This is a genomic window from Hwangdonia lutea (assembly GCF_032814565.1).
GTDB lineage: Bacteria > Bacteroidota > Bacteroidia > Flavobacteriales > Flavobacteriaceae > Hwangdonia > Hwangdonia lutea.
The window spans coordinates 1700049-1723363 of sequence record NZ_CP136521.1 but is presented as its reverse complement, the minus strand read 5'-3'; the positions used below and the strand labels follow the sequence as shown (position 1 = coordinate 1723363).

The window sequence follows — 23315 nt, the reverse complement described above, 5'->3', positions numbered from 1 at the left end:
AAATCTCATAATATTTTCAAAACATGATTATATACAACGTAACCGTAAACATTGACGAAAGCATTCACGACGAATGGTTGGTGTGGATTAAAGCACACATTCCGCAAGTATTGGGCACAGGAAAGTTTGAAAAAGCAACCCTTACCAAAGTTTTGGTTGAAGAAGAAATGGGCGGGGAAACCTATTCCATTCAATACCGCTCGTATTCGCGTGAGGCCTTAGATGCTTATTATCGGGAAGATGCCGAAAAACTTAGGGTTGAAGGTCTAAAGAAATTCAGAGATAAAATGTTGGCTTTTAGAACCGAGCTTCAAATTGTAGATGAATATACGGTGAATTTTAAATAGACTATCACCCCCTGCGAAACCAGGAATCCATTTTTATAACTTACTTTTGTATTTAAAACATTCACAATTTCGTGGCAAACAAACCAAACCAACATCAAGTAAAAGCAAAAAAACATTTAGGGCAACATTTTCTAAAAGATGAATCTGTGGCGCAAAAAATTGCCGATACTTTATCGTTAAAAGACTATAAAAAAGTTCTTGAAATTGGCCCGGGAATGGGTGTGTTAACCAAGTATTTGCTTAAAAAAGATGTTGAAACCTATGTCATAGAAATCGACACCGAATCGGTTGAATATTTACAAACCAACTACCTAAATCTCGCTCCAAGAATCATTGAAGAAGATTTTTTAAAATACGATTTAAACACTGTTTTTAAAGACAAGCCCTTTGCTATTATTGGCAACTTCCCCTATAATATTTCAACACAAATTGTTTTTATAACTCTGGAAATGCGCAACCAAATCCCTGAATTTTCTGGAATGTTTCAAAAAGAAGTCGCACAACGCATCTGCTCAAAAGAAGGTAGCAAAGTCTATGGCATTCTTTCCGTTTTAACCCAAGCCTTTTATAATGCCGAGTATTTGTTTACCGTGCCGCCATCGGTTTTTAATCCACCGCCAAAAGTAGATTCGGGCGTTTTAAGACTCACAAGAAAAGAAAACTACACCTTGCCTTGCGATGAAAAATTACTGTTTAAAGTGGTAAAAACAGCCTTTCAACAACGCCGAAAAACACTTCGCAATAGTTTAAAAACACTCAATTTATCCGATAATTTAAAAGCAAATGTTATATTTGGCAAACGTCCGGAACAATTAAGTGTTGAGACCTTTATAGAGCTTACAAAGTTAATTGAAAATGATGCTTAAGACTTAATAACTTTTTGTCATTTCGACAGCGTGCAACGACGAGAAATCTCATGTCCGAAGAAAAAGAAAACATACAATTTGAGCTAACAAAAGAACTTGTTGAGCAGGTAGAACAACTTATTGAAGCTAATAACGATAAGGAACTTCGCAAGCTGCTCAATGAATTTCATTACGCCGATATAGCCGAAATTCTAGATGAACTCAATCTGGAAGAAGCCATGTATGTTATTAAGCTGTTAGATTCTGAAACAACTTCAGAAATACTCATGGAGCTTGATGAAGACAATCGAGAAAAAGTATTAAAAAACCTATCGGCACAAGAAATTGCCGAAGAAGTTGAGGAGTTAGATACCGATGACGCCGCAGACATCATCTCAGAACTTCCCGAAGAGCGTCAGCAAGATGTTATCAACAGAATTGAAGACCTTGAGCACAAAGCAGAAATCACTGAACTTTTAACTTATGATGAGGATACGGCTGGTGGACTTATGGCAAAAGAGCTGGTTAAAGTTTACGAAACCTGGACCGTTGCCGGTTGTATGCGAAGAATTCGAGGGCAAGCCAAAGAAGTGACTCGGGTGCATTCCATTTATGTAGTCAATAAAGAAGAAAAACTCATTGGCCGATTGTCGCTAAAAGATTTAATCGTGGCCAAAAGCGACCAAAAAATTTCAGATTTAGTAAAAGTCAATGTCGATTATGTTAATGTACACGACAATGCAGAAGATGTTGCCAAAGTAATGGCAAAATACGATTTGGAGGCCATTCCCGTTGTTGATGATAACCAAACCTTATTAGGCCGAATTACCATTGACGATATTGTAGACGTACTAAAAGAAGAAGCCGAAAAAGATTACCAGCTAGCTGCCGGTATTACCCAAGATGTTGAAGCCGACGACAGCATTTTAAAATTAACCAAAGCCCGTTTACCATGGCTATTAATAGGTATGGTAGGTGGCTTAGGGGCAGCCAGCATCATAGAATATTTTAACGAAGCTATGGGCTCGTTTATCGTGCTGCTTAGTTTTGTTCCGCTAATACAGGCAACCGCAGGAAACGTGGGCGTACAATCGTCTGCCATTGTTGTACAAGGGTTGGCCAACGACAGTGTGGACGGCAACATTATTAAACGCCTTTTTAAAGAGTTTTTTCTGGGCATTGTCAATGGTTGTGCCATTGCCATCATCGCTTTGCTAATTACCCATTTTGTTTTTAGCACGCCCTACATTGTTTCAATCACCATTGGTATCGCGCTTATTTCGGTCATCATAATGGCCGCATTAATTGGTACATTCATTCCTATTTTTTTAGATAAAAGAGGCATAGACCCTGCCGTGGCCACAGGGCCATTTATAACAACCAGCAACGATGTGTTTGGTATTTTAATGTATTTTTTAATAGCCAAATTAATTTTAGGATTTTAGTAATTTGGGCGTTACCACAAGGGTCGGGCTTTCCGCTATATCTTTCTTGTGCTGAACTTGTTTCAGTATCTCATCAAATATTTCAATATATTTTAAAGTAAATTTTATATTAAACTTTATAGTCGAGCACAAAAAAGGATGCCGCATCAATCCCTAACGCAAAACATCGTAATTTTGTAGAATGAACGCAATAAATATCAAACAAAAGTTTTCAAAATTTTCAAAAAATTGGCATCCGCATCAAATTGCCGTCGTCGACGATATGCAAGTCATATTGGCAAAACTAAAAGGCGAATTTGTATGGCACAGTCACGAAAACGAAGACGAGCTTTTTCAAGTTATAAGAGGCACCCTATACATGCAATTCAGAGACCGAATCGAAGTTGTAAATGCAGGTGAAATTATTGTGGTTCCAAAGGGTGTAGAGCACAATCCATGTACAAAAAACAACGAAGAAGTCCATGTGCTGTTATTCGAAAAAATAAATACGGCACACACCGGAAACGTACAACACGAAAAAACCCAAACGCATTATCCAAAAATATAATTTTCGTTATTCTGAATTTGTTTCAATTTCTCACTAATTTTTAAAAAATGAAAATCCTTCACTTAGATACCAATCACGAACTGTTAATAAACCAACTCAACGATTTAGGCTTCACGAACCATGAAGATTACACCTCATCTAAAGAAGTTATTATGGCTAAAATCCATCAATACGACGGGTTTATTATTCGTAGTCGGTTTTCCATCGACCAAGCATTTTTAGATGCCGCAACCAACCTAAAATTTATAGGGCGTGTTGGCGCCGGATTGGAAAACATAGATTGCGATTACGCCCAACAAAATGGCGTTTACTTAATTTCTGCGCCAGAAGGCAACCGCAATGCCGTTGGTGAGCACAGTTTGGCCATGTTACTTTCGTTATTCAACAAATTAAACAAAGCCGACAAAGAAGTCAGGGCAGGCCAATGGCTGCGCGAAGACAATAGAGGTTTAGAGCTCGACGGAAAAACCGTTGGGCTTATAGGTTACGGCAATATGGGTAAAGCCTTTGCAAAAAAACTACGCGGTTTTGATGTAACCGTTTTGTGCTACGATATTAAAGCCAATGTTGGCGATGACAATGCGAAACAGGTTTCATTAAAAGAACTGCAAAAACGTGCCGATGTTTTAAGTCTGCACACGCCCGAAACACCATTAACCATTAATATGGTTGACGATGGTTTTATCAATCAATTTACAAAACCGTTTTGGCTCATCAATACCGCACGTGGCAAAAGTGTGGTGACTAAAGATTTGGTTTTGGCCTTGCAATCGGGTAAAATTCTGGGTGCCGGATTGGATGTTTTGGAATACGAAAAAGCATCGTTCGAAAACTTATTCAAAACAAGTGTCACATCGAGCGCAGTCGATATGCCAAAGGCATTTCAATATTTAATTAAAGCAGAAAATGTTTTGTTATCGCCACACGTAGCCGGTTGGACCGTAGAGAGCAAAGAGAAATTGGCGCAAACCATTGTCGATAAAATTAAAGATTTTGTACGTCTTAATAAGACTTCATAAATATAAAAAAAGTCCAGATAATAGTTTTATCTGGACTTCTCCCAAGGTTATAAAAGGTTAAGTTACTTACGCTTTATAAACTTTTTGGTCATGGTTGCATTGCCATCATTCACTTCAATATAATACACACCGGCTTCGAGGTTATTTACTTTAACTTCTTTAGTTGTTTTTCCTGCTTTTACAACTTGCCCCAACATATTTATAATTTTATAAGATAGGTTTGTACCTTTTGAAAGTTTGATGTTTAAAACATCGCCCTCAACGGGGTTAGGGTATAGTTTAAATGTATTTGCGGTATGGGCATCAACATCTAGAAGTTTATCTTTTAAATTGTTTTTAGCAAAAGCTGATGTTGTTGTTAAGTTAATATTATCAATAGCAACATCGGCTTGCCAAGTACCACCCGTTACCCTATTAAATCGTAACTGAACGTTGCTGTCCACATACGATGATAAATCTACATTAGCCGTTTGCCACGAGTTGCCTTTGTTTCCGGATTCGTTCCAAAGGGTCGTCCAACTCACGCCATTATCGTTGCTAGCCTCCAATGCAATGCTGCCCATATCCGACGACCCGTACATGTGGTAACTAAAGTTAAACGAAGCTGAATATTGCCCGCTTAAATCGTAACAAGGCGAATTGATAATGGCTTGTTTGTTAGGATAACCAGACCCGTTGCCAGAAGCTTCTACAAAAATATAGTAACTGCCTTGAACCGCGGCGGATGGCCCTGTATTGTTTGAAGGTGTGCCGTTGGCATCAACCGTCCAATTAATATCATCGGCTGAGGATTGTGTCCATGCACCTAAAGTATTTTCAAAGCCTTCGGAATACGGGAATGAAGTTATTCCACCAGAACATGGGGTTACCACAATTCCACCTTCAACCAAGTTAACATCGTCAATGGCTATATCGGCTTGCCAAGTGCCACCAACAAATCTGTTGAATCGTAATTGAACACCGCCACCGGTATAGGCAGAAATATCAACATTTGCGGTTTGCCACGAGTTGCCCTTGTTACCAGTTTGGCTCCAAATGGTAGTCCACGTACTGCCTTCATCGGTACTAATCTCCAAGTCTATGGTACCCATATCTGAAGACCCATACATGTGATATTTAAAGCTGAAAGTAGCCTCAGCTAATCCGCTTAAATCAAAACAAGGCGAATTTAAAATGGCGCGCTTACTCGGGTAGTTAGGCGATGATGCTTCAACAAAAACATAGTAATTCCCTTGAAAAGCACTGGCTGGACCCGTATTGTTTGAGGGTGTACCATTGGCGTCAATGGTCCAATTTATATCGTCTGCTGTGGATTGTGTCCATGCACCTAAAGTATTCTCAAAGCTTTCTGCATAAGGAAAAGAGGCTATTCCACCCGTACATCCATTAGGTATTTCAGAAACATTTACCGTTCTGGTAATTTGTGCTGCGGCATTTCCTGCGGCGTCACTCACATTATAATTGACTAAATATGTGCCTGCAACATTGGTGTTTACCGTGCCAGAAATTATGATGCTGGCTGTAATGTCGCCGTCTTTATTGTCGCTAGCCGTGGCGCCTTGTTCGTTGTACACGTCGCCAACGTTCAAATCGATGGTCGATGCTCCGTTTAAGGTGATTACCGGTGCCGTGGTGTCCGAGACTACGTTTACGGTTCGTGTAACTTCGGTTGCTGGGTTACCTGCGGCGTCGCTTACGTTATAGGTAACTACATAAGTGCCTGCGGTGTTGGTATCGACTATATCACCACCTATAATGATGTTGGCTGTAATGTCGCCGTCTTTATTGTCGCTAGCCGTGGCGCCTTGTTCGTTGTAAACATCACCAACGTTTAAGTTGATGGTCGATGCTCCGTTTAATGTGATTACCGGTGCCGTGGTATCTGGGACTACGTTTACGGTTCGTGTAACTTCGGTTGCTACGTTGCCCGCGGTATCGCTTACGTTATAGGTAACTACATAAGTGCCTGCGGTGTTGGTATCAACCACATCGCCACCTATAATAATGTTGGCCGTAATATCGCCATCTTTATTGTCGCTAGCCGTGGCTCCTTGTTCGGTGTAAACATCACCAACGTTCAAATCGATGGTCGATGCACCGTTTAAAGTGATGACTGGTGCCTTGGTATCTGGAACTACATTTACCGTTCGCGTAATCTGGGTCGCTGCATTGCCTGCAGTATCACTTACGTTATAAGTCACAACGTAGGTGCCCACTGTGTTGGTATCGACCACATCACCACCTATAATGATGTTGGCCGTAATATCACCGTCTTTATTGTCGTTGGCCGTGGCGCCCTGTTCGATGTAAACATCGCCCACATTCAAATCGATGCTTGAAGCTCCATTTAAGGTGATTACCGGTGCGGTTGTGTCGGGGATTACGTTTACCGTTCGTGTAACTTCGGTTGCCGCATTTCCTGCAGTATCGCTTACGTTATAAGTAACTACATAAGTGCCTGCAGTGTTGGTATCAACCACATCGCCACCTATAATGATGCTTGCCGTAATGTCGCCGTCTTTATTGTCGCTCGCCGTGGCGCCCTGTTCGGTGTAAACATCACCAACGTTCAAATCAATAGTCGATGCACCGATTAAGGTGATTACCGGTGCCGTGGTGTCAACCAACCCTTGTATAACTACAGTATAATCTTCTACTTCGCCATATTGAAAAGTTTCACATGAGGTTGGGATTGCATTATATTTCATAGCTACCCGCATTCTTGTTGAACCTTCAATCGCACTGGATGGTACGGTAAAGTTTCCGCTAACCGGTGTTGTTTTGGTTCTCGATTGCGACCAAACCTGTTCGCCTGCATCATCAAAATCTCCATCGATATTATAATCAATCCAAACGGAATAGCCTTCATTATAAACTGTACCTGTCCAAGTTGGTGTAACTGTAATGGTGAATTGTGTGTCTTTCGTTAACGTTGTTGAAACACTTGTAAAATCAGTATAAAATTGTGCTCCAGAGTTATTGTTAATAGTGTTTAATTGTACTCTACTAATATATTCATCGTTCACATTTGTACTCGCAGAATCACAATAATTCAACTGGACATTTGTGGTTGTAAAATTAACAGTGGTACTATAAGGCGAACTATTGCCTCCATTACAATTACTCCTCACTTGGGCTTCGTATTGTGTTAAAGCGGTTAAGCCCGTTAAATTGGTTGAGTTGCTTGTTAAGCCATTAACATCTGTCCAGGCTGTAGCTCCAACTTCCCTATAACGCAAATCGTAGGTTGCACCAGAAGTAGCATCCCAACTTAACGATGCCGTTGTTGCCCCAAGATTAAAAGCATTTAAACCCGTGGGAGCTGTTGCTCCAATTGGGGTTAGCAGTACTTCAGCAAGTGTTACGGTTTGATAATCTGAAATGGATTGCCCAGTTAAAGTAACTGGTTGGTAACAAGGTGCTTCAAAGAGAATATCGTATGTACCTCCTTTTATAGGACGGTAGTAATCACCATGAGAGATGTCGGTTACCGTATACGACCCGTATGCATCATGACCAACAATAGTCACCGTCGCTTCAATGGGATTGTTTGTATTGGCATCTTTAACAGTGCCTCTAAAACCATAAGTACCCTGGGTTAAATAATCCAACAACGCATCGCGATTGTACAGCCAATAGTTTACCAATTGGCTTTCTGGCAAAATTTTAGTGTCGGATAATTCAACTGTAATTTCTTTACATTGGTGGTAGAAATTCATATAATCTTGTCGGCCACCATAAACGCGGTACCATTCCGCACCATGAGTTACACCCGGGCTTGGGTAAACATTGCTATCTTCATCAACAGTCATGTAGGTAGTATCACCCAGAGCATCACTATCGTTTTGAGCATGAGTAGCATATTCAACACCGGTAAATTCAAACCAATCCCCGTCTGGGTGTGTATATTGGCTCGAATAAGCGTTATCGAACGGGTAATTGACCAATTCGGTCCCCCCATGAAAATTCGCTGAAATCACAAAATGATTAGCATCGGCCAACGCCATAAACGCCAATGTTTCTGTTTGGTAGGCATTGCCATCGGTATGTGCGCCTTGTACGTTATCCGGATAGTTTCTGTTTAAATCCACGTTGTTGGCGTTACCCCTTCTGGCATTAACTACCGAGGTATTGTTTGCACTATTATGGTAAGTGCCATCTGGATTTGCGTTGGGATTGATCCAAATTTCAGCGTTTTCAACTAAGTTTTTTACCCGAGCATGGTCGGCATGCCCCGGGTTTGAGTATACCGTTAAAATATAGTCTATTAAACTTAGCATCATCGGGTAACCTGCAATCTCGTCGCCATGCATTGACGAGGTAAACAAGAGTTTCGGTTCTTGCTCATCGGTTGAAACGTTATCCGATATTTTCACAAACAACAGCTCTTTATCGCCTTGAGTGGTTGTACCGATACTGAATTTATCGACCAAATTAGGATAGTCGTTTTCAAAGTCTTGCATTTGTTGGGCATACTCTGCATAGGTTGGATAATTAGCCACAGGAAAAGAAAGTGTGTTGGCAAGTCCTTTTGCTGAAATGTTTTTTGAAAATTTTGATGCGTTGTCGTAAATTAAGTTGGCATCCACTTCATTTTCGCTTTTAGGAACTTCGAAAGGAATATTTTTAGCTTGAAAGACTCTAAATTGGTTTTCGTTGGCCCAAGCTTTAACTGTTTTGCTTTTCGGGTCGTAATGTACAATTGAGAAATCTTTAGTGAAATTATCGATTTCATTTTGACTGCTAACTTTAAAGGTAAATGTTAGCTCCCCTTTGGTTGACAAGTATTTTTCTGCATTTTGGGCATGGTTACTTTGTGAAAAAACAAACGTAACATTAAATAAGATTAAAAGCGATAGTAATAATTTTTTCATTTGGTATGGTTATTTGATTAAGAATTGCATTGAAAAATAAATGTTTTTTTTAAAAAAATAGGCTGTTATTATAGACAATCTTCTTTTGGAATAAATATTTACGGATTACCCGTAACGCTTTTGAAGAAACAGCTTACCTTGGAAAATTGCAAGCCATTTTAAAGGCATTATATTGTTTGCGATATTAAGTTCTTGAATTGTAAAGCAGGCCTAATTGCTTGTGTTTTAAAAACAATAATGGCTATTCTTGAATATTTATTGCCACTTTTTATTATACAATTGTAACAATTTAGGTGATAAAAATAACTATCTCACATTTAAAGGAAGTTAAGAAACGGATAGTTGAAGAAAGATTATTAAAGCTTGAGCAAAAAAAAAATATTTATGCTAAAGCATAAATATTTTTTTTGTTAGATAAAGTAAACTTTTTAAAAATCGCACATTTTCTTGGAGCGCTTCTTTTAGTTTACTATCTCTAAAAGTGGGTTGTTCAGGTAGATTTGATTCCATAATTATTTAGGTTAAGTTTATGGTAGATTTGGGGAAATCTATTTAAATTGATTTGGTAAATTCAGTGATGTAAATATGTAACATTTTTTTAATTTATCAGATTAAAAACACATTAATTCGACGAAATGCAATTTATTTTAACATTTACTGTATTTTGTCGATAGTTTTAATCATCTAAAATCATTTCAGGAATTTCGCCTTCAACAATTAAAGTGCCTTCGGTGGCGTTTTTAATCGCTTCAACTGTAACACCCGGTGCACGTTCTAAAAGTTTAAAGCCTTTGTCGGTAACTTCCAAAACGGCCATATTAGTGACTATCTTTTTTACACAACCAACGCCGGTTAAGGGCAGCGAACATGTTTTTAATAGTTTGGAGGCTCCTTTTTTATTCGTGTGCATCATGGCTACAATTATATTTTCTGCACTTGCCACCAAATCCATAGCACCTCCCATGCCTTTTACCATACGTCCCGGAATTTTCCAATTGGCAATATCACCGTTTTCTGCTACTTCCATAGCGCCCAAAATGGTCAAATCTACGTGTTGCCCCCGTATCATAGAAAAGCTTAGAGCAGAATCGAAAAAACTAGCTCCCGGTAAGGTGGTAATGGTTTGTTTGCCCGCGTTAATTACATCGGCATCTTCTTCGCCTTCAAAAGGAAATGGCCCCATGCCCAATACCCCATTTTCACTTTGAAACTCAACCTCAATATCGTTTCTTACATAATTGGCCACCAAAGTAGGAATCCCGATTCCTAAGTTAACATAATAGCCGTCTTTCACTTCTTTGGCTATTCGTTTTGCAATACCTGTTTTATCTAACATCTATTATTTTATTTTGTCATTCCCTTATAGGCGGGAATCTTTTAATTTAAACATAAATTTTGTAAAGTAGATTCCTGGTTTTTCAGGAACGACAATATTTAATCTCTTTGTCGTACCGTACGTTGTTCAATGCGTTTCTCATATTTTTCACCTTGAAAAATGCGTTGAACAAAAATTCCAGGAATGTGAATTTGATTAGGGTCCAAGGTTCCCAATGGCACTAATTCTTCAACCTCAGCAACGGTTATTTTTGCTGCGCCACACATATTAGGATTGAAATTTCTAGCAGTACCTTTAAATATCAAATTGCCTGCCGCATCGCCTTTCCAAGCTTTTATAAAGGCAAAATCGGCATCAAAAGCATGTTCTAAAACATACATTTTTCCGTTAAACGCTCTGGTTTCTTTGCCCTCGGCAACTTCTGTTCCGTAACCTGCCGGTGTATAAATTGCTGGAACCCCCGCTTGTGCAGCCCGACAGCGTTCTGCCAATGTTCCCTGTGGAATTAATTCTACATCCAATTCGCCAGAAAGCATTTGTCGTTCAAACTCATCGTTTTCCCCCACATAAGAGGAAATCATTTTTTTTATTTGACGCTTTTGCAATAATAAGCCCAATCCAAAATCGTCAACCCCAGCATTATTGGAAATACAGGTCAATCCTTTTGTCCCCATTTTTACTATTTCCGCTATGGCATTTTCAGGTATTCCGCTAAGTCCAAAACCACCAAACATACAAGTCATATTGTCTTTTATGCCTTGGAGTGCTTCTTGAACATTAGCCACTTTTTTATTTATCATTATCAATAATTTTTGTCGTCTAAAATTACGAATAATTGAATAATAACAGCCATTCTTTCACAATATCTTTTAATCAAAATGTATTATTCGAGTAGCCATTTGACCGTTCACTTGAGATTGTTCTTTGTTGATTGATTTGGTTTTGTAAAAACCTTCCCATTAAACTTTTCAACTTTTATCAAGTCCTATTAATATTATAAACCCAAAATCTAAATGGCTATGAGAACTTCAGTTATTTTATTTTCCGTGTTATTTATGCTTAGCGCAACATCTTGTGCAACCTATGTAGAGTCCAGGCCTGCAAAAGTTACTGTTATTAAAAAAGCGCCTAAGCATTACAAGATTGTAAAAATTAAAGGCAAACGCTACTATTTTTGGAATGGAAACCACTACAGAAAAACAAGAAAAGGCTATATTTTTGTACGGGTGTGACTTTATTTTTATGAGTTGTTAAAGAAATACCGAGAGCTATTCGAGCAGCATGATTTAAAATACGTTACATTTTATAAATCCAAGAGGCCGGATTTTGTGTGCTGCTTTCTTTCGAGATGCTAAAGCTTAAAATGGTTTCTCCGGTTCTTTTATTGGTGAAAACCTCACCTATTTCCTGTTTGGTTGTCACTTTATCGCCTTCTTTTACATAAACTTTAGATAGGTTTTTGTAGGTTGTAATGTAATTTCCGTGGCGAATCATAACCAGCGGATTTATGTTTTTCATGGCAACAACACCAATTACCTCGCCACTAAAAACAGCCCTAACCTTAGCATTTTTTTCGGTGGCAATTCTAACCCCGTTGCTTTTAATGGTTAACGATCGGTTTATAGGATGGGGTTGCGTACCGTAACGTACTTTTACAATGCCTTTTTCAACTGGCCAACCCAACTTACCTTTATTCGATTCAAAATCTTTGGCCAAAGCTTTACCCGCTGGTGTTAAGGCAAAGGTTTTTGAGCTTGTAGATTTACCTGCTTTTTTATTCGATTTTGCAATGGCAGCTTTTATAATTTTGTCTATCTCGGCATCTATTCTTCGGGCTTCCCGTTCTCTGTTTTTTATTTGTGTGGTATACAGATTGATGTTCTTTTTAATCGATTGCATCAAAACCTGATGTTGTTTGCGTTCGGCCTCCAATGATTTTTGAGTCTCCCTATTTTCAGCAATTAACTTTTGCTTTGCTTCTTTTTGCTTTAATAAATTGGTGTTAATATCCTGTAATTCTTTTGTTTTTGCTTTTATGGTTTCGCCTTGTTGCTTTTGGTGATCGCTATATTGTTTAATGTATTGCAGTCGTTTATAAGCTTGTTTAAAATCGTTTGAGGACAGCAAAAACATTATCCTGCTTTGTTGATTTTTGCTTTTGTATGACTTTACAATCATAGCTGCATAGTCTTCTTTTAACTGTTTTAATTCGTCTCTTAGCTTAGTGATTTTCTTTTGATTTGAGCTAATTTCCCTAGTGATTAAATTGGCCTGTTGGTTGGTTACTTTAATAAGGTTGTTTAGTACGTTTATTTTATAATTGAAATCTTCAATTAACGATAATTGCGACTTTTCTTTTGATTTGTTTTCCAGACGAAGTTCATTGATTTTTTGGATTTCGCGCCGTAATTCCTGACGACGGGTTTCCAACTCTTTCTGTTTGTTATTTTGAGAAAAGCCCAAAGCAAAGCACAAACAGAAAACAAGCAGCGTTAAAACTTTATATGTTTTTTTAGTGTTCAATGTTATAACTTAATTTCTTTAAAACCAGATGGTATTTTAAACGGGAAACGCAAGTCTTCATTTAGCGATACGTTTTTAAATTCCAGTTTTATAATGGTTTCTGCATTGGCATCAACAGCAATAATTTTGGTGTGTTCCGGTAGGGTTTGCCCTTTCACTTCTTGGTATGCCAAATAATCTATTTGCAAGTGCCTAAATGTTTTTGGTTGCGAGATTTGTTGCGATTTTACTTTAAAATACGACGGGTCCAACAAAAAGAAAATCTCAAATAACTCACGTTGTTTTTTAGGTTGCACCACGTAAACACCATTATCTACACTCGATTTGTAAGCATCACTTTTTAAATTAAATAACGCTTCGCCAAACAATAAATTTTGTACTTTTTTAAAGTCCAGTTCCGTTCCCAACAAATCGCTTAAATAGTTGTAATCGCCTTCAAAATAGGTGTTATCCAATTTATTGTAAAAGCTTACTTTTTCCGGAGTAGCCTTGGCTCTAATCACCGAAAAAGTAGCGCTAATCCATAAGACTTCATCCTTTTTAGCTCTAAATGAAACCACATGCGTTTGTTCTTTTTGGTCTTGAAAATAACTTATTTTAAGTTTGGCTTGCAGGGTTTTAAATCGTACTGCTTGTTTGGCGTTCTCATTTATTAACTGCCTTGTAGATAAGTTATAATTCGCTTCGCCCGTATGGATTGTTTTGCTCGATTTGCAACTAACCATTAGCAACGTTACCAGCATAAAAATAATAGTAGGTCTGTGCATTAATTTGAAGTTTCTAATTGTTTCGCTTTATCAGCAAACGTTTTTGCTTTAGCTGTATTGTTTAACGCGCTGTAAGCTTTACTTAATTGATTGTAAAAATCGGTTTCCATTCTGGTGTCTTCAATAATATAATCCAATCCAGATTCTAAAATTTCTACCGCTTTTTCAGATTGATTTAAACCATTTAATGCGACGCCATGTATTAAATATAATATGGGTTGTGACGGATATTTTTCGAGGGCTTTACTGCTTTTTTCCGAAGCCAAATCAAACTGTTTTAAATCGATATAAAGCAATAACACATTGCGCAAAATTTGAAAGTTATTATGGTCTAAAGCCAAAGCATCTTCGTAGTATTTTAAGGCTTTTGTTTTATCGCCTTTTTTTAAATAATACTGTGCCAATTCTACCAAGGTTTTACCATTATTGCTATCGCCAACCAAAGCGGCAACTTCAACCAAATCGGTTTCATATTCTGGGTTTTCACGAACAAAACTCACAAAATCCGATAATACTTTAAGTTTAGCTTCTGGTTTTATTTGAGAGCTTTTTAATACTATTTTCATCGATTCAATCGCTTTTTCAGTAGCATTATCATCTAAATAAAACTTGTATAAAGCTAAATGGACAATTTGTGATTTCGGATTAATTTTAAGAAGTTCCTTGGCGGTTTCAAAAGCTTTTTCTTTGTCGTTGTTTTCGCTGTAGCGGAAAATAAGCGCTAAATAATTCGACTCTTTATCCGGGTTGTTTTCAACACGCGATTCTAAGTTTTTAATCTGGTCTTTTTTGCGCCCCGTTGCCTCGTAAATTTGATTTCGCATGACGTCTCTAGCCACTGAGATTCCAAACTCCGCATCCAATTCATCTAACACCTTTAATGCATCTTTATACTTTTTTGTTTGTACATAAAGCGATGCCAAATCTTCTTTGTAATCGGGGTGGTATTTAACCAGTTGTTTTACGGTTTTTATGGCCTTATCAAAATCGTTTTGAGAAGCATAAAAACCATAGAGTTCGTCTAAAAACCACTCGTTATCGGGCTCTATTTTTATGGCTTTTTTAAGCGCATCTTCTGCAGCACCAAAGTTTTTAAGCTTGTTGTAATTTTTACCCAATTCGAAATATAAAACGGGTACGGAGTTGTCTATTTCGATGCATTTTAACAGGGCTTCAACCGATCGGTCGTAGTTCTCTATTCCTTTTTGCTTTAAAGCTTCGTAAAACAATTCCTGAAATTTATCATCTACATTGCCTAAATCGTCATCTGGTTTTTTGTTAAAATCGACTTGGGCATAAGTTGCCTGCGGAAAGAGAAATAATCCAAAAATGAAAACTAATATGTGTAAATTTTGTTTCATAAATGATGTGGTGTCTCGCTTTGCTTCGACATAACAAATGGTTTTCAAAAGTTATTCAAAAACTTGTTTGATGAGATTCCCGCCTTCGAGGGAATAACAAAACTACTCCAATATCGAATAATCGCCAATACTTATGCTGGTAAAATTGCCATCGTACTTTACATGGTTCCCAATCATGGCGTCCTCTAAATTAGCGTTTTTAATGCTTGTATGGGTTTGAATTAAGCTATTTTTAACGGTTGAATTTTCAATAACACTATCATTCCCTATAGAAACAAACGGACCAACCGTACTGTTTTTAAGCACAACATTGTCGCCAATAAAACAAGGTTCGATAATGTTTGCGTTTTCTAATGTCGCTGAATTTGACACCAATTGCTCGTTGCCATCGGCTTTTAAAAACCCCAGCATCCGCTGATTGGTTTCTATGGTTATGGCTTTATTACCGCAATCCATCCACTCATCAACAGTGCCCGTTTTAAATATTTTACCCTCAGCCATCATCCGTTTTATGCCATCGTTAATTTGGTACTCGCCACCATTCATAACGTTTTCATCAAGAATTTCTTGTAGCTTTTCTTTTAAAACGCCAACATTTTTAAAATAATAAATACCAATAACGGCTTGGTCGCTTACAAAGGTTTTGGGTTTTTCAACAAGCTCAACAATGTCTTTATTTTCATTGAGTTTTACCACACCGTAAGCTTCTGGATTTTCAACCTGCTTGGTCCAAATAACGGCATCAGCTTTTGGGTCTAAATCAAATTCGGCTCTTATTAAGGTATCGGCATAGGCAATTACGGCAGGCCCTGAAAGTGATGGTTTTGCGCTCATAATGGCATGACCAGTTCCCAACGGTAAGTCTTGACGGTAAATGGAGGCTTTAGCGCCCAAGCTTTTTGCTAATGTCTCTAAGCTTTTTACAACATCGTCTCCAAACCAAGCCGGATCGCCTAAAACAAAAGCGATTTCTTCAATGGGTTGTTTTAAAACTTTAGCAATGTCTTTAACCAATCGATGCACAATGGGTTGTCCGGCTACTGGAATTAAAGGTTTTGGCACGGTTAAACTGTGTGGGCGCAAACGAGAGCCTCGTCCTGCCATGGGTACTATTATTTTCATACAATTGCCTGCGAAAGCAGGTATCTTTTAATGTTAACTTTATGGTCTTATTTTATTATAATTCAAATTCCAGTTGGCACTCAAATCTGACCAACTAGGGTTCATATCTTCAATTAAATCTATTTTCCAATCTCTTTTCCATTTTTTGAATTGCCTTTCCCTAACCAACGCTTCATCTCCATTTTCAAATTCTTCAAAATAAACTAATTTATCACAATTATATCTTGCAGTAAATGATTTTGGATAAACTTTTAATTTATGTTCTTTTACTCTTTCCTCAATAGTATCTGTTATTCCTATATATAGTACTCCATTAAGTTTATTTGTCATTATGTAGACATACCATTGTTTCATTTTTATCGATTAGGATATTCCTGCGTTTGCAGGAATTTACTTCGTTCCTGTACTTCCAAATCCACCTTCGCCACGAGAGGTTTCAGATAGGGTTTCGACTTCGATCCATTCGGCACGTTCGTGTTTTGCAATAACCAATTGCGCAATCCGTTCGCCATTATTGATTACAAAATCTTCGTTGGAAAGGTTTACTAAAATCACGCCAATTTCCCCTCTGTAATCGGCATCAATCGTTCCCGGTGCATTTAAAACCGTAATGCCTTTCTTTGCTGCCAATCCACTTCGTGGGCGCACTTGGGCTTCAAAACCTATGGGTAATTCAATGAATAAACCCGTACCAACAATACTGCGTTCCAAGGGTTTTAAGGTTCTGGATTCTGAAATATTTGCACGTAAATCCATCCCTGCCGAGGCTATGGTTTCGTAGTGTGGTAAATCGTGATTGGATTTGTTTATTATTTTAATTTGCATATCAACGCTTTAATAATTGTTTAATTTGATTTTTTTCTGAAAAATAAATGATTGTCAAAAATACGATTAACAACGCTATTCCAACGCTATAATTTTCTCTAAATTGATAAAAGGATAGGCTTGATAACCCAACGGAAAGCGTTAAATACAGTCCGATTTTTTTCAAATTATAAGGAATGGGGTAATATTTTCTTCCGAAATAAAACGAAGCCAACATCATGAAAGCATAGGCGGCTAGGGTTGCAATTGCGGAGCCTTTGTAACTTATTAAAGGAATGAGCCAGAAGTTGAGCAAAAGGGTTAAAACAGCTCCGAAAACAGAAATATAGGCTCCAAATTTTGTTCTATCGGTTATTTTGTACCACACCGATAAGTTGTGGTAAATACCCAAACAGAAATTGGCCAGCAAAACAATGGGTATAATCCACATGGCCTCCCAATAGGCTTCGTCTCCAATAAAAATAACTTTTAAAACATCGGCAAAAACAACCACGGTTAATAATATAACCGAACCAAAAATAACAAAGAACTCTAAAATTCTGGCATAGTTTTTTTGCGGATTTGCTGTGTTGGCATGGCTAAAAAAGAAGGGTTCAATTCCTAAACGATATGCTGTTGCGAAAAGCGTCATAAACAACGCCAATTTATAACAGGCCGAATACATTCCAATTTCGGTTTTGGCTATGTTTTCAGGCAACAGCTTGTCCAATAAAATTCTATCAAAGGTTTCATTCACTGAAAACGCTAATCCAGCTATTAAAACAGGAAACGCATAACGCATCATTTGCTTCCAAAGTTTTGTGTTGAAAGTGTATTTCACTTTAAAATAGAACGGAAGCATCAACAATAAGGTTACCGCACTTGCCACTAAATTGGCAATAAATATGTAATTAATTTCGAAATTGGGCTGATATATTGATGCGAATACTGATGATTCTGTAGCTAAATCTTTTAACCATAATAGCAGAAATAGATTTAAACCGAGGTTAATCACAACATTCAATATTTTAATTACCGCGTACTTTATTGGTTTGGCATTGGCGCGTAACCAAGCAAAAGGGATGATGACCAAAGCATCTAATAATAAAATCCAAATAACTAAATGAATATATTCTGCCTTAATGTCAATGGCGTTTGCAATCTGATTTTGAAACGCTATGGCTAAAATAAAAAAGAGCAAAGAGGAAATTATTAAGGATACGGAAGAGGTCCCTACAACTTTCGACTTATCATCCTCTTTATTGAAAAACCTAAAAAACGTGGTTTCCATGCCATAGGCCAAAACCACATTGAATAAAACAAAATAGGAAAATATTAGCGAGACATCGCCATAATCTGCAACCGATTTTAAAACGCTTTCATCAGTGTGCAACCGTACCAACAAAAAACTTAACATTCTGGGTAGCACCGTGGCTAATCCGTAAATAAATGTTTGCTTAAAAAGTGATTTTAGTGCGCTCAACGATTGGTTATTTATAGGGCTAAAAATACGTTTTTAGCTAACGTAAACCAAAGATATATTATTGCGGTGGCCCGCTTGGAAACGATAACATTGGTTTTTCGTTAATGTTATCAATTTTAATGTATTTGGTTGTTTTGTTTTCTTTATAGCTCACAACACATTCGCTTGCTTTCAAATCAAACGGGATTTTCTTTGGTATTGGTGGTGTTTCGTTGCCGTATTCTTCAAGTGGATCGCTGCTCATTATAACATTGTAGCTCTGTTTTTCTGTCTTTTTGAATATGCCAACATAATGCAAGCCATCCTGCGACAATAAGAGTTTTGTAACTTTTCCTCTAAAATAAACCGAGTCTAATTGCAGATTTTTATTTGACTTTGTTACCGGTATAAACAACTTGATGCCCGAACCATCTTTTTTAATACCTGAAGTCCATTTTTGACAATACACATCTCCAAAATCTATGGCGCTATTCTTTTCTAGTTTTGGGACACCGGAACATTGCGAAAAGCTAGACATCATGACCAATAATAAAAATGAAAATAAAATATGCTTTAAAAGTTTCATAGCTTAATTATAGAATTATAAAGATACGGTTTCAAAATTGATGCCATAAAAAAACCTCACTAAAAAGTGAGGTTTGATATTTGTTATAAGATACTGAAACACGCTTCGACTATGCTCAGTGCAGGAGTTCAGTATGACCATAAATTGGTTAAAGCTTCTGCTATTTGAATCTTTTTGGCTACGCCTAATTGTTCAACTCAACGCTTCGCTATTTGAATTATTTGGCTACGCCTAATTATTCAGTGCTTCCGCTATTTGAATCATTTGGCTACGCCTAATTATTCAGTGCTTCCGCACCTCCAACAATTTCAAGGATTTCGTTGGTAATGGCGGCTTGACGTGCTTTGTTGTACGTTAACTTAAGTTGGTCTCTTAATTCTGTGGCATTGTCCGTTGCCTTGTGCATTGCCGTCATTCGTGCACCGTGTTCGCTTGCAAATGAGTCTCTAATACCTTTGTACAGTTGTGTTTTTAACGATTTAGGAATCAACTCCTCAACGATTTCAACTTTTGATGGTTCAAAAATATAATCTGAATTGTTATTTGCTTCGCCTTCAATAGGAACAATTGGTAAAAATTGCTCAGTCATTACAATTTGAGTTGCCGCATTTTTAAACTTGTTGTAAACAATCTCGATTTTATCGAAGTCACCTGCAACAAATTTCTCCATTAATGTTTCAGCAATTTCGGCCACATTATCAAAAGTCAAATCATCAAAAACCTCACTTTTATTAGCGATAACGATATTTTGCTTTGCAAAGGCATCATTTGCTTTTTTTCCTATGGCAACTACAGAAACCTTTTTACCAGCATATACATTGCTAATTAAATGCTGTGTTTGCTTAATAATATTAGAATTAAAAGCGCCACATAAGCCTCTATTTGATGTAATAGGAACAATTAACACATTGTTTACTTCGCGTTGCGCAGAGAATTTGCTTCCAGAATCTGCATCTAAAGTAGCACTTAAGCTTTGTAAAAGCTCAGTTAACTTATCTGCATAAGGGCGCATTGCGGTAATAGCATCTTGAGCCTTCTTTAACTTTGCAGCCGATACCATTTTCATGGCACTGGTGATCTGCATCGTTGAAGATACCGATGATATTCTGTTACGTATTTCTTTTAGGTTTGCCATAATCCCTTTTTGTCATTCTACACTTAATGCAGAACCTATTTTAATTACATTTAAAAACATGAGATTCCTGCTTTCGCAGGAATGACAATTATGCTTTATATTTAGCTGATAAATCTTTAGCTACAGCTGTTAATGTATCTGTAACCTCATCAGTTAATTTTCCTGCTTTTAGAGTGTCTAAAACATCTCTATGCTTTGCGTTTAAGAATTCTATATAATCACGTTCGAATTCTTTAACCTTTTCAACAGGAACGTCTTTCAACAAGTTTTTAGACCCCGCGTAAATAATGGCTACTTGGTCTTCCACCGTAAACGGATCGTTTTGTGCTTGTTTTAAAATTTCAACGTTACGTTTTCCTTTTTCAATTACATTTAAAGTAACAGCATCTAAATCAGATCCAAACTTTGCGAAAGCTTCTAACTCGCGGAATTGTGCTTGGTCTAATTTTAAGGTACCTGACACCTTTTTCATGGATTTAATCTGAGCGTTACCACCAACACGAGATACCGAAATACCTACGTTAATTGCTGGACGAACACCAGAGTTAAACAAATCACCATCTAAGAAAATCTGTCCATCGGTAATCGAAATTACGTTTGTTGGAATATATGCTGAAACGTCACCTGCTTGAGTTTCAATGATTGGTAAAGCTGTTAAAGAACCACCACCTTTTACCATAGGCTTTAAGCTATCTGGTAAATCGTTCATTTCTTTAGCAATCGAATCATCGTTAATTACTTTTGCAGAACGCTCTAATAATCTAGAGTGTAAGTAGAAAACGTCTCCTGGATACGCCTCACGTCCTGGTGGACGACGTAACAATAAAGATACCTCACGATATGCTACTGCTTGTTTAGACAAATCGTCATAAATAATTAATGCTGGACGACCCGTATCTCTAAAATACTCACCAATTGCAGCTCCTGCCATTGGTGCATAAACTTGCATTGGTGCCGGATCGGATGCATTTGCAGCAACAATAGTTGTATAAGCTAGCGCGCCTCTTTCTTCCAATACTTTTGCAATGTTTGCTACGGTAGATGCTTTTTGACCTACAGCTACATATATACAATACACAGGCTCGCCTGCATCATAAAATTCTTTTTGATTTAAAATGGTATCAACACAAACTGTTGTTTTACCTGTTTGACGGTCGCCAATAACCAACTCACGTTGTCCTCGACCCACAGGAATCATGGCATCAATAGATTTAATACCTGTTTGTAGTGGCTCTGTAACTGGTTCACGATAAACAACACCTGGTGCTTTACGCTCTAAAGGCATTTGATAGGTTTCACCAGCGATAGGTCCTTTACCATCAATCGGGTTTCCTAAAGTATCTACCACACGACCAACAATGCCTTCTCCTACATCAATAGATGCAATTCTGCCTGTTCGTTTTACCGTAGAACCTTCAGCAACCGCTTTAGAGTGTCCTAACAATACAATACCCACGTTGTCTTCTTCAAGGTTAAGTACAATACCTTCAAGACCGCCATCAAATTCTACCAGCTCACCATATTGAGCGTTTGAAAGTCCATATGCACGTACAATACCGTCACCAACAGTTAATACTGTTCCTACTTCATCTAAAGATGCTGTAGCTTCGAATCCTGCCAGTTGTTGTTTTAAGATTGCTGATACTTCAGCTGGTTTTACTTCTGCCATCTTTATTAATTTTGAACCCAGAGTTTTTAGCGCTCTGAATTATTTTAGTTTAATGTAAATTCTCTTTTTAACTTATTTAATTTGTTTGCAATACTTGCATTGTATTGAATATCTCCAACACGCAAGATAAAGCCTCCTAAAATGCTTTCGTCAATAATGCTTTTAATTTCAACGTCTTTTCCTGTAAGCTCTTTAACCTTTGCCAATACCTTAACTCTTAATTCGTCTGTTAAAGGTATCGCGGTAGTTACTTGTGCGATCTGAGTTCCTGTTAATTCATCAAATAAAAGGTTGTATTTTAAGGCTACTTCTTGTAAAAGTGGCAGTCTTTTATTTGTGATTAATGTTTCGATTAAATTTTTTGTCATTTCATTAGAATCTTTAAAAGCATCTAACAAAATAGCCTTTTTAACTGAAGAACTCACTACAGGATTTTGAAGCGCATTGTTTAACTCTGTGCTTTCTGCAATAGTTTTAGCTATTAGCTTCATGTCTTTATTTACAACCTCGGTTGTATTTTTATCAGATGCTAAACTTAAAACTGCTTTTGCGTAACGTATTGCTGCTCTTGCTCCTGCCATGATACTATTAGTTTAATTTTGCTTCACCCAACATAGACTCAACCAATTGAACTTGTTTGTCTTTGTTAGAAAGTTCTTTTCGCACTACTTTTTCAGCTATATCAATGGATAAGTCTGCAACGTGCTTTTTAAGTTCTGCCATAGCGGCTTTCTTTTCGCTTTCAATGGCGGCTTGAGCTTGCGTTATTATTTTATCGGCTTGGGCTTGCGCTTCACCTTTGGCATCGTCGATCATTTTGTTTTTAATGTCTCGTGCTTCTTTTAATAAAGCTTCGCGTTCTGCACGTGCTTCTTTTAAAATGCGCTCGTTATCGGCATGAAGGTTTTCCATCTCTTTACGAGCATCTTCAGCTGAAGCCAATGCTTTTTTAATGCCCTCTTCTCTTTCGCTAACTGCTCCAAGAATAGGTTTCCAAGCAAACTTTTTTAAGATAATAAGTAAAAACAAAAATGTAATTACCGTCCAAAATACAAGTCCTAAACCTGGTGTAATTAAATCCATTTCTTAATTTATTTAGTTTTATAATCCCACGTATGGGTTTCATTTTTTGAGGATTGCCCCCAAATTTAAAATTTATTTTCTATGTTGCTTCTTCAGGATAATCCTTAAGCTATAGAAGCTTTATTTAAAATACAGAGGCAACCAACCGTTACCTCTGTATTTTGTAATCATAATTAAACGATTAATGCAGCAACAACACCAAATAGTGCTACTGCTTCTACGAAAGCTGCTAAAATAAGCGCTGAAGTTTGGATTTTTCCTTGGATTTCCGGTTGACGTGCCATGGCATCCATAGCTGAACCACCGATTCTTCCAATTCCCATTCCAGCTCCAATTGCTGCTAAACCAGCTCCGATTGCTGCGATTCCTGTAATAGTCATAGTTATAAAA

22 protein-coding genes are annotated in these 23315 nt (G+C 37.5%); 6 read left to right on the top strand and 16 right to left on the bottom strand.

The annotated features are described in order from the left end of the window. The first annotated feature begins 23 nt into the window (after positions 1 to 23). The 5 genes from RNZ46_RS07440 to RNZ46_RS07420 all read left to right on the top strand — a co-directional run bounded on the left by RNZ46_RS07440 (position 24) and on the right by RNZ46_RS07420 (position 4203). Positions 24 to 347: a DUF4286 family protein gene (locus RNZ46_RS07440; RefSeq protein WP_316984749.1), complete on the top strand. Its 324-nt coding sequence runs from the start codon at positions 24 to 26 to the stop codon at positions 345 to 347. A 71-nt stretch (positions 348 to 418) separates the two neighbouring features. Next, positions 419 to 1213: a 16S rRNA (adenine(1518)-N(6)/adenine(1519)-N(6))-dimethyltransferase RsmA gene (rsmA, locus tag RNZ46_RS07435; protein ID WP_316984748.1), complete on the top strand. Its 795-nt coding sequence runs from the start codon at positions 419 to 421 to the stop codon at positions 1211 to 1213. A gap of 50 nt (positions 1214 to 1263) precedes the next feature. Then, positions 1264 to 2637, top strand: a complete 1374-nt coding sequence (mgtE, locus tag RNZ46_RS07430) for a magnesium transporter (protein WP_316984747.1) — start codon at positions 1264 to 1266, stop codon at positions 2635 to 2637. Between the two features lie 181 nt (positions 2638 to 2818). After that, the gene (locus RNZ46_RS07425) at positions 2819 to 3184 is read left to right on the top strand and encodes a cupin domain-containing protein (RefSeq protein WP_316984746.1); all 366 of its coding nucleotides are present in this window, start codon (positions 2819 to 2821) and stop codon (positions 3182 to 3184) included. Between the two features lie 47 nt (positions 3185 to 3231). Beyond that, entirely contained in the window at positions 3232 to 4203 is a 972-nt protein-coding gene (locus tag RNZ46_RS07420; protein WP_316984745.1) for a 2-hydroxyacid dehydrogenase, read from the top strand. A 62-nt stretch (positions 4204 to 4265) separates the two neighbouring features. Here RNZ46_RS07420 and RNZ46_RS07415 read toward each other — a convergent pair whose 3' ends face one another. The 3 genes from RNZ46_RS07415 to RNZ46_RS07405 all read right to left on the bottom strand — a co-directional run bounded on the left by RNZ46_RS07415 (position 4266) and on the right by RNZ46_RS07405 (position 11213). After that, entirely contained in the window at positions 4266 to 9077 is a 4812-nt protein-coding gene (locus tag RNZ46_RS07415) for an immunoglobulin-like domain-containing protein (protein ID WP_316984744.1), read from the bottom strand. A gap of 676 nt (positions 9078 to 9753) precedes the next feature. After that, entirely contained in the window at positions 9754 to 10413 is a 660-nt protein-coding gene (locus RNZ46_RS07410; protein ID WP_316984743.1) for a 3-oxoacid CoA-transferase subunit B, read from the bottom strand. Positions 10414 to 10511: 98 nt separating this feature from the next. Continuing rightward, entirely contained in the window at positions 10512 to 11213 is a 702-nt protein-coding gene (locus RNZ46_RS07405) for a CoA transferase subunit A (protein WP_316984742.1), read from the bottom strand. A gap of 219 nt (positions 11214 to 11432) precedes the next feature. On the opposite strand from RNZ46_RS07405, the gene RNZ46_RS07400 reads away from it, so the two are divergent. Beyond that, the gene (locus RNZ46_RS07400; RefSeq protein WP_316984741.1) at positions 11433 to 11645 is read left to right on the top strand and encodes a DUF6515 family protein; all 213 of its coding nucleotides are present in this window, start codon (positions 11433 to 11435) and stop codon (positions 11643 to 11645) included. A gap of 64 nt (positions 11646 to 11709) precedes the next feature. Here RNZ46_RS07400 and RNZ46_RS07395 read toward each other — a convergent pair whose 3' ends face one another. The 13 genes from RNZ46_RS07395 to atpE form a co-directional block, all read right to left on the bottom strand. Continuing rightward, positions 11710 to 12936, bottom strand: coding sequence for a murein hydrolase activator EnvC family protein (locus tag RNZ46_RS07395; protein WP_316984740.1), 1227 nt, complete (start codon positions 12934 to 12936; stop codon positions 11710 to 11712). Positions 12937 to 12938: 2 nt separating this feature from the next. Beyond that, positions 12939 to 13703 (bottom strand): lipoprotein insertase outer membrane protein LolB1, encoded by a 765-nt coding sequence (gene lolB1, locus RNZ46_RS07390; RefSeq protein WP_316984739.1) that lies wholly within the window; start codon positions 13701 to 13703, stop codon positions 12939 to 12941. After that, entirely contained in the window at positions 13703 to 15064 is a 1362-nt protein-coding gene (locus tag RNZ46_RS07385) for a tetratricopeptide repeat protein (RefSeq protein WP_316984738.1), read from the bottom strand. The genes lolB1 and RNZ46_RS07385 overlap by 1 nt, the downstream gene beginning before the upstream one ends. Positions 15065 to 15166: 102 nt before the next feature. Next, positions 15167 to 16186: a sugar phosphate nucleotidyltransferase gene (locus RNZ46_RS07380; RefSeq protein WP_316984737.1), complete on the bottom strand. Its 1020-nt coding sequence runs from the start codon at positions 16184 to 16186 to the stop codon at positions 15167 to 15169. 39 nt (positions 16187 to 16225) lie between these two features. Further along, positions 16226 to 16540, bottom strand: coding sequence for a GIY-YIG nuclease family protein (locus RNZ46_RS07375; protein WP_316984736.1), 315 nt, complete (start codon positions 16538 to 16540; stop codon positions 16226 to 16228). Between the two features lie 36 nt (positions 16541 to 16576). Further along, positions 16577 to 17011 (bottom strand): dUTP diphosphatase, encoded by a 435-nt coding sequence (gene dut / locus RNZ46_RS07370; protein ID WP_316984735.1) that lies wholly within the window; start codon positions 17009 to 17011, stop codon positions 16577 to 16579. 1 nt (position 17012) lies between these two features. Next, positions 17013 to 18473 (bottom strand): oligosaccharide flippase family protein, encoded by a 1461-nt coding sequence (locus tag RNZ46_RS07365; protein WP_316984734.1) that lies wholly within the window; start codon positions 18471 to 18473, stop codon positions 17013 to 17015. 58 nt (positions 18474 to 18531) lie between these two features. Next, the gene (locus RNZ46_RS07360; protein ID WP_316984733.1) at positions 18532 to 19038 is read right to left on the bottom strand and encodes a hypothetical protein; all 507 of its coding nucleotides are present in this window, start codon (positions 19036 to 19038) and stop codon (positions 18532 to 18534) included. Positions 19039 to 19312: 274 nt separating this feature from the next. After that, positions 19313 to 20173: an ATP synthase F1 subunit gamma gene (gene atpG / locus RNZ46_RS07355; protein WP_316984732.1), complete on the bottom strand. Its 861-nt coding sequence runs from the start codon at positions 20171 to 20173 to the stop codon at positions 19313 to 19315. Positions 20174 to 20261: 88 nt separating this feature from the next. Beyond that, positions 20262 to 21842 carry a F0F1 ATP synthase subunit alpha gene (gene atpA / locus RNZ46_RS07350; RefSeq protein WP_316984731.1) on the bottom strand — a complete coding sequence of 527 codons (1581 nt, stop codon included), beginning with the start codon at positions 21840 to 21842 and terminating at the stop codon, positions 20262 to 20264. A 44-nt stretch (positions 21843 to 21886) separates the two neighbouring features. Beyond that, complete coding sequence (gene atpH, locus RNZ46_RS07345; RefSeq protein WP_316984730.1) at positions 21887 to 22423, bottom strand: ATP synthase F1 subunit delta; 537 nt, start codon at positions 22421 to 22423, stop codon at positions 21887 to 21889. A 7-nt stretch (positions 22424 to 22430) separates the two neighbouring features. Continuing rightward, positions 22431 to 22925: a F0F1 ATP synthase subunit B gene (locus tag RNZ46_RS07340; protein ID WP_316984729.1), complete on the bottom strand. Its 495-nt coding sequence runs from the start codon at positions 22923 to 22925 to the stop codon at positions 22431 to 22433. Between the two features lie 173 nt (positions 22926 to 23098). After that, a complete protein-coding gene (gene atpE, locus RNZ46_RS07335; protein WP_007647348.1) occupies positions 23099 to 23305 on the bottom strand; it encodes an ATP synthase F0 subunit C in 207 nt (68 codons plus the stop codon). Positions 23306 to 23315 lie beyond the last annotated feature (10 nt).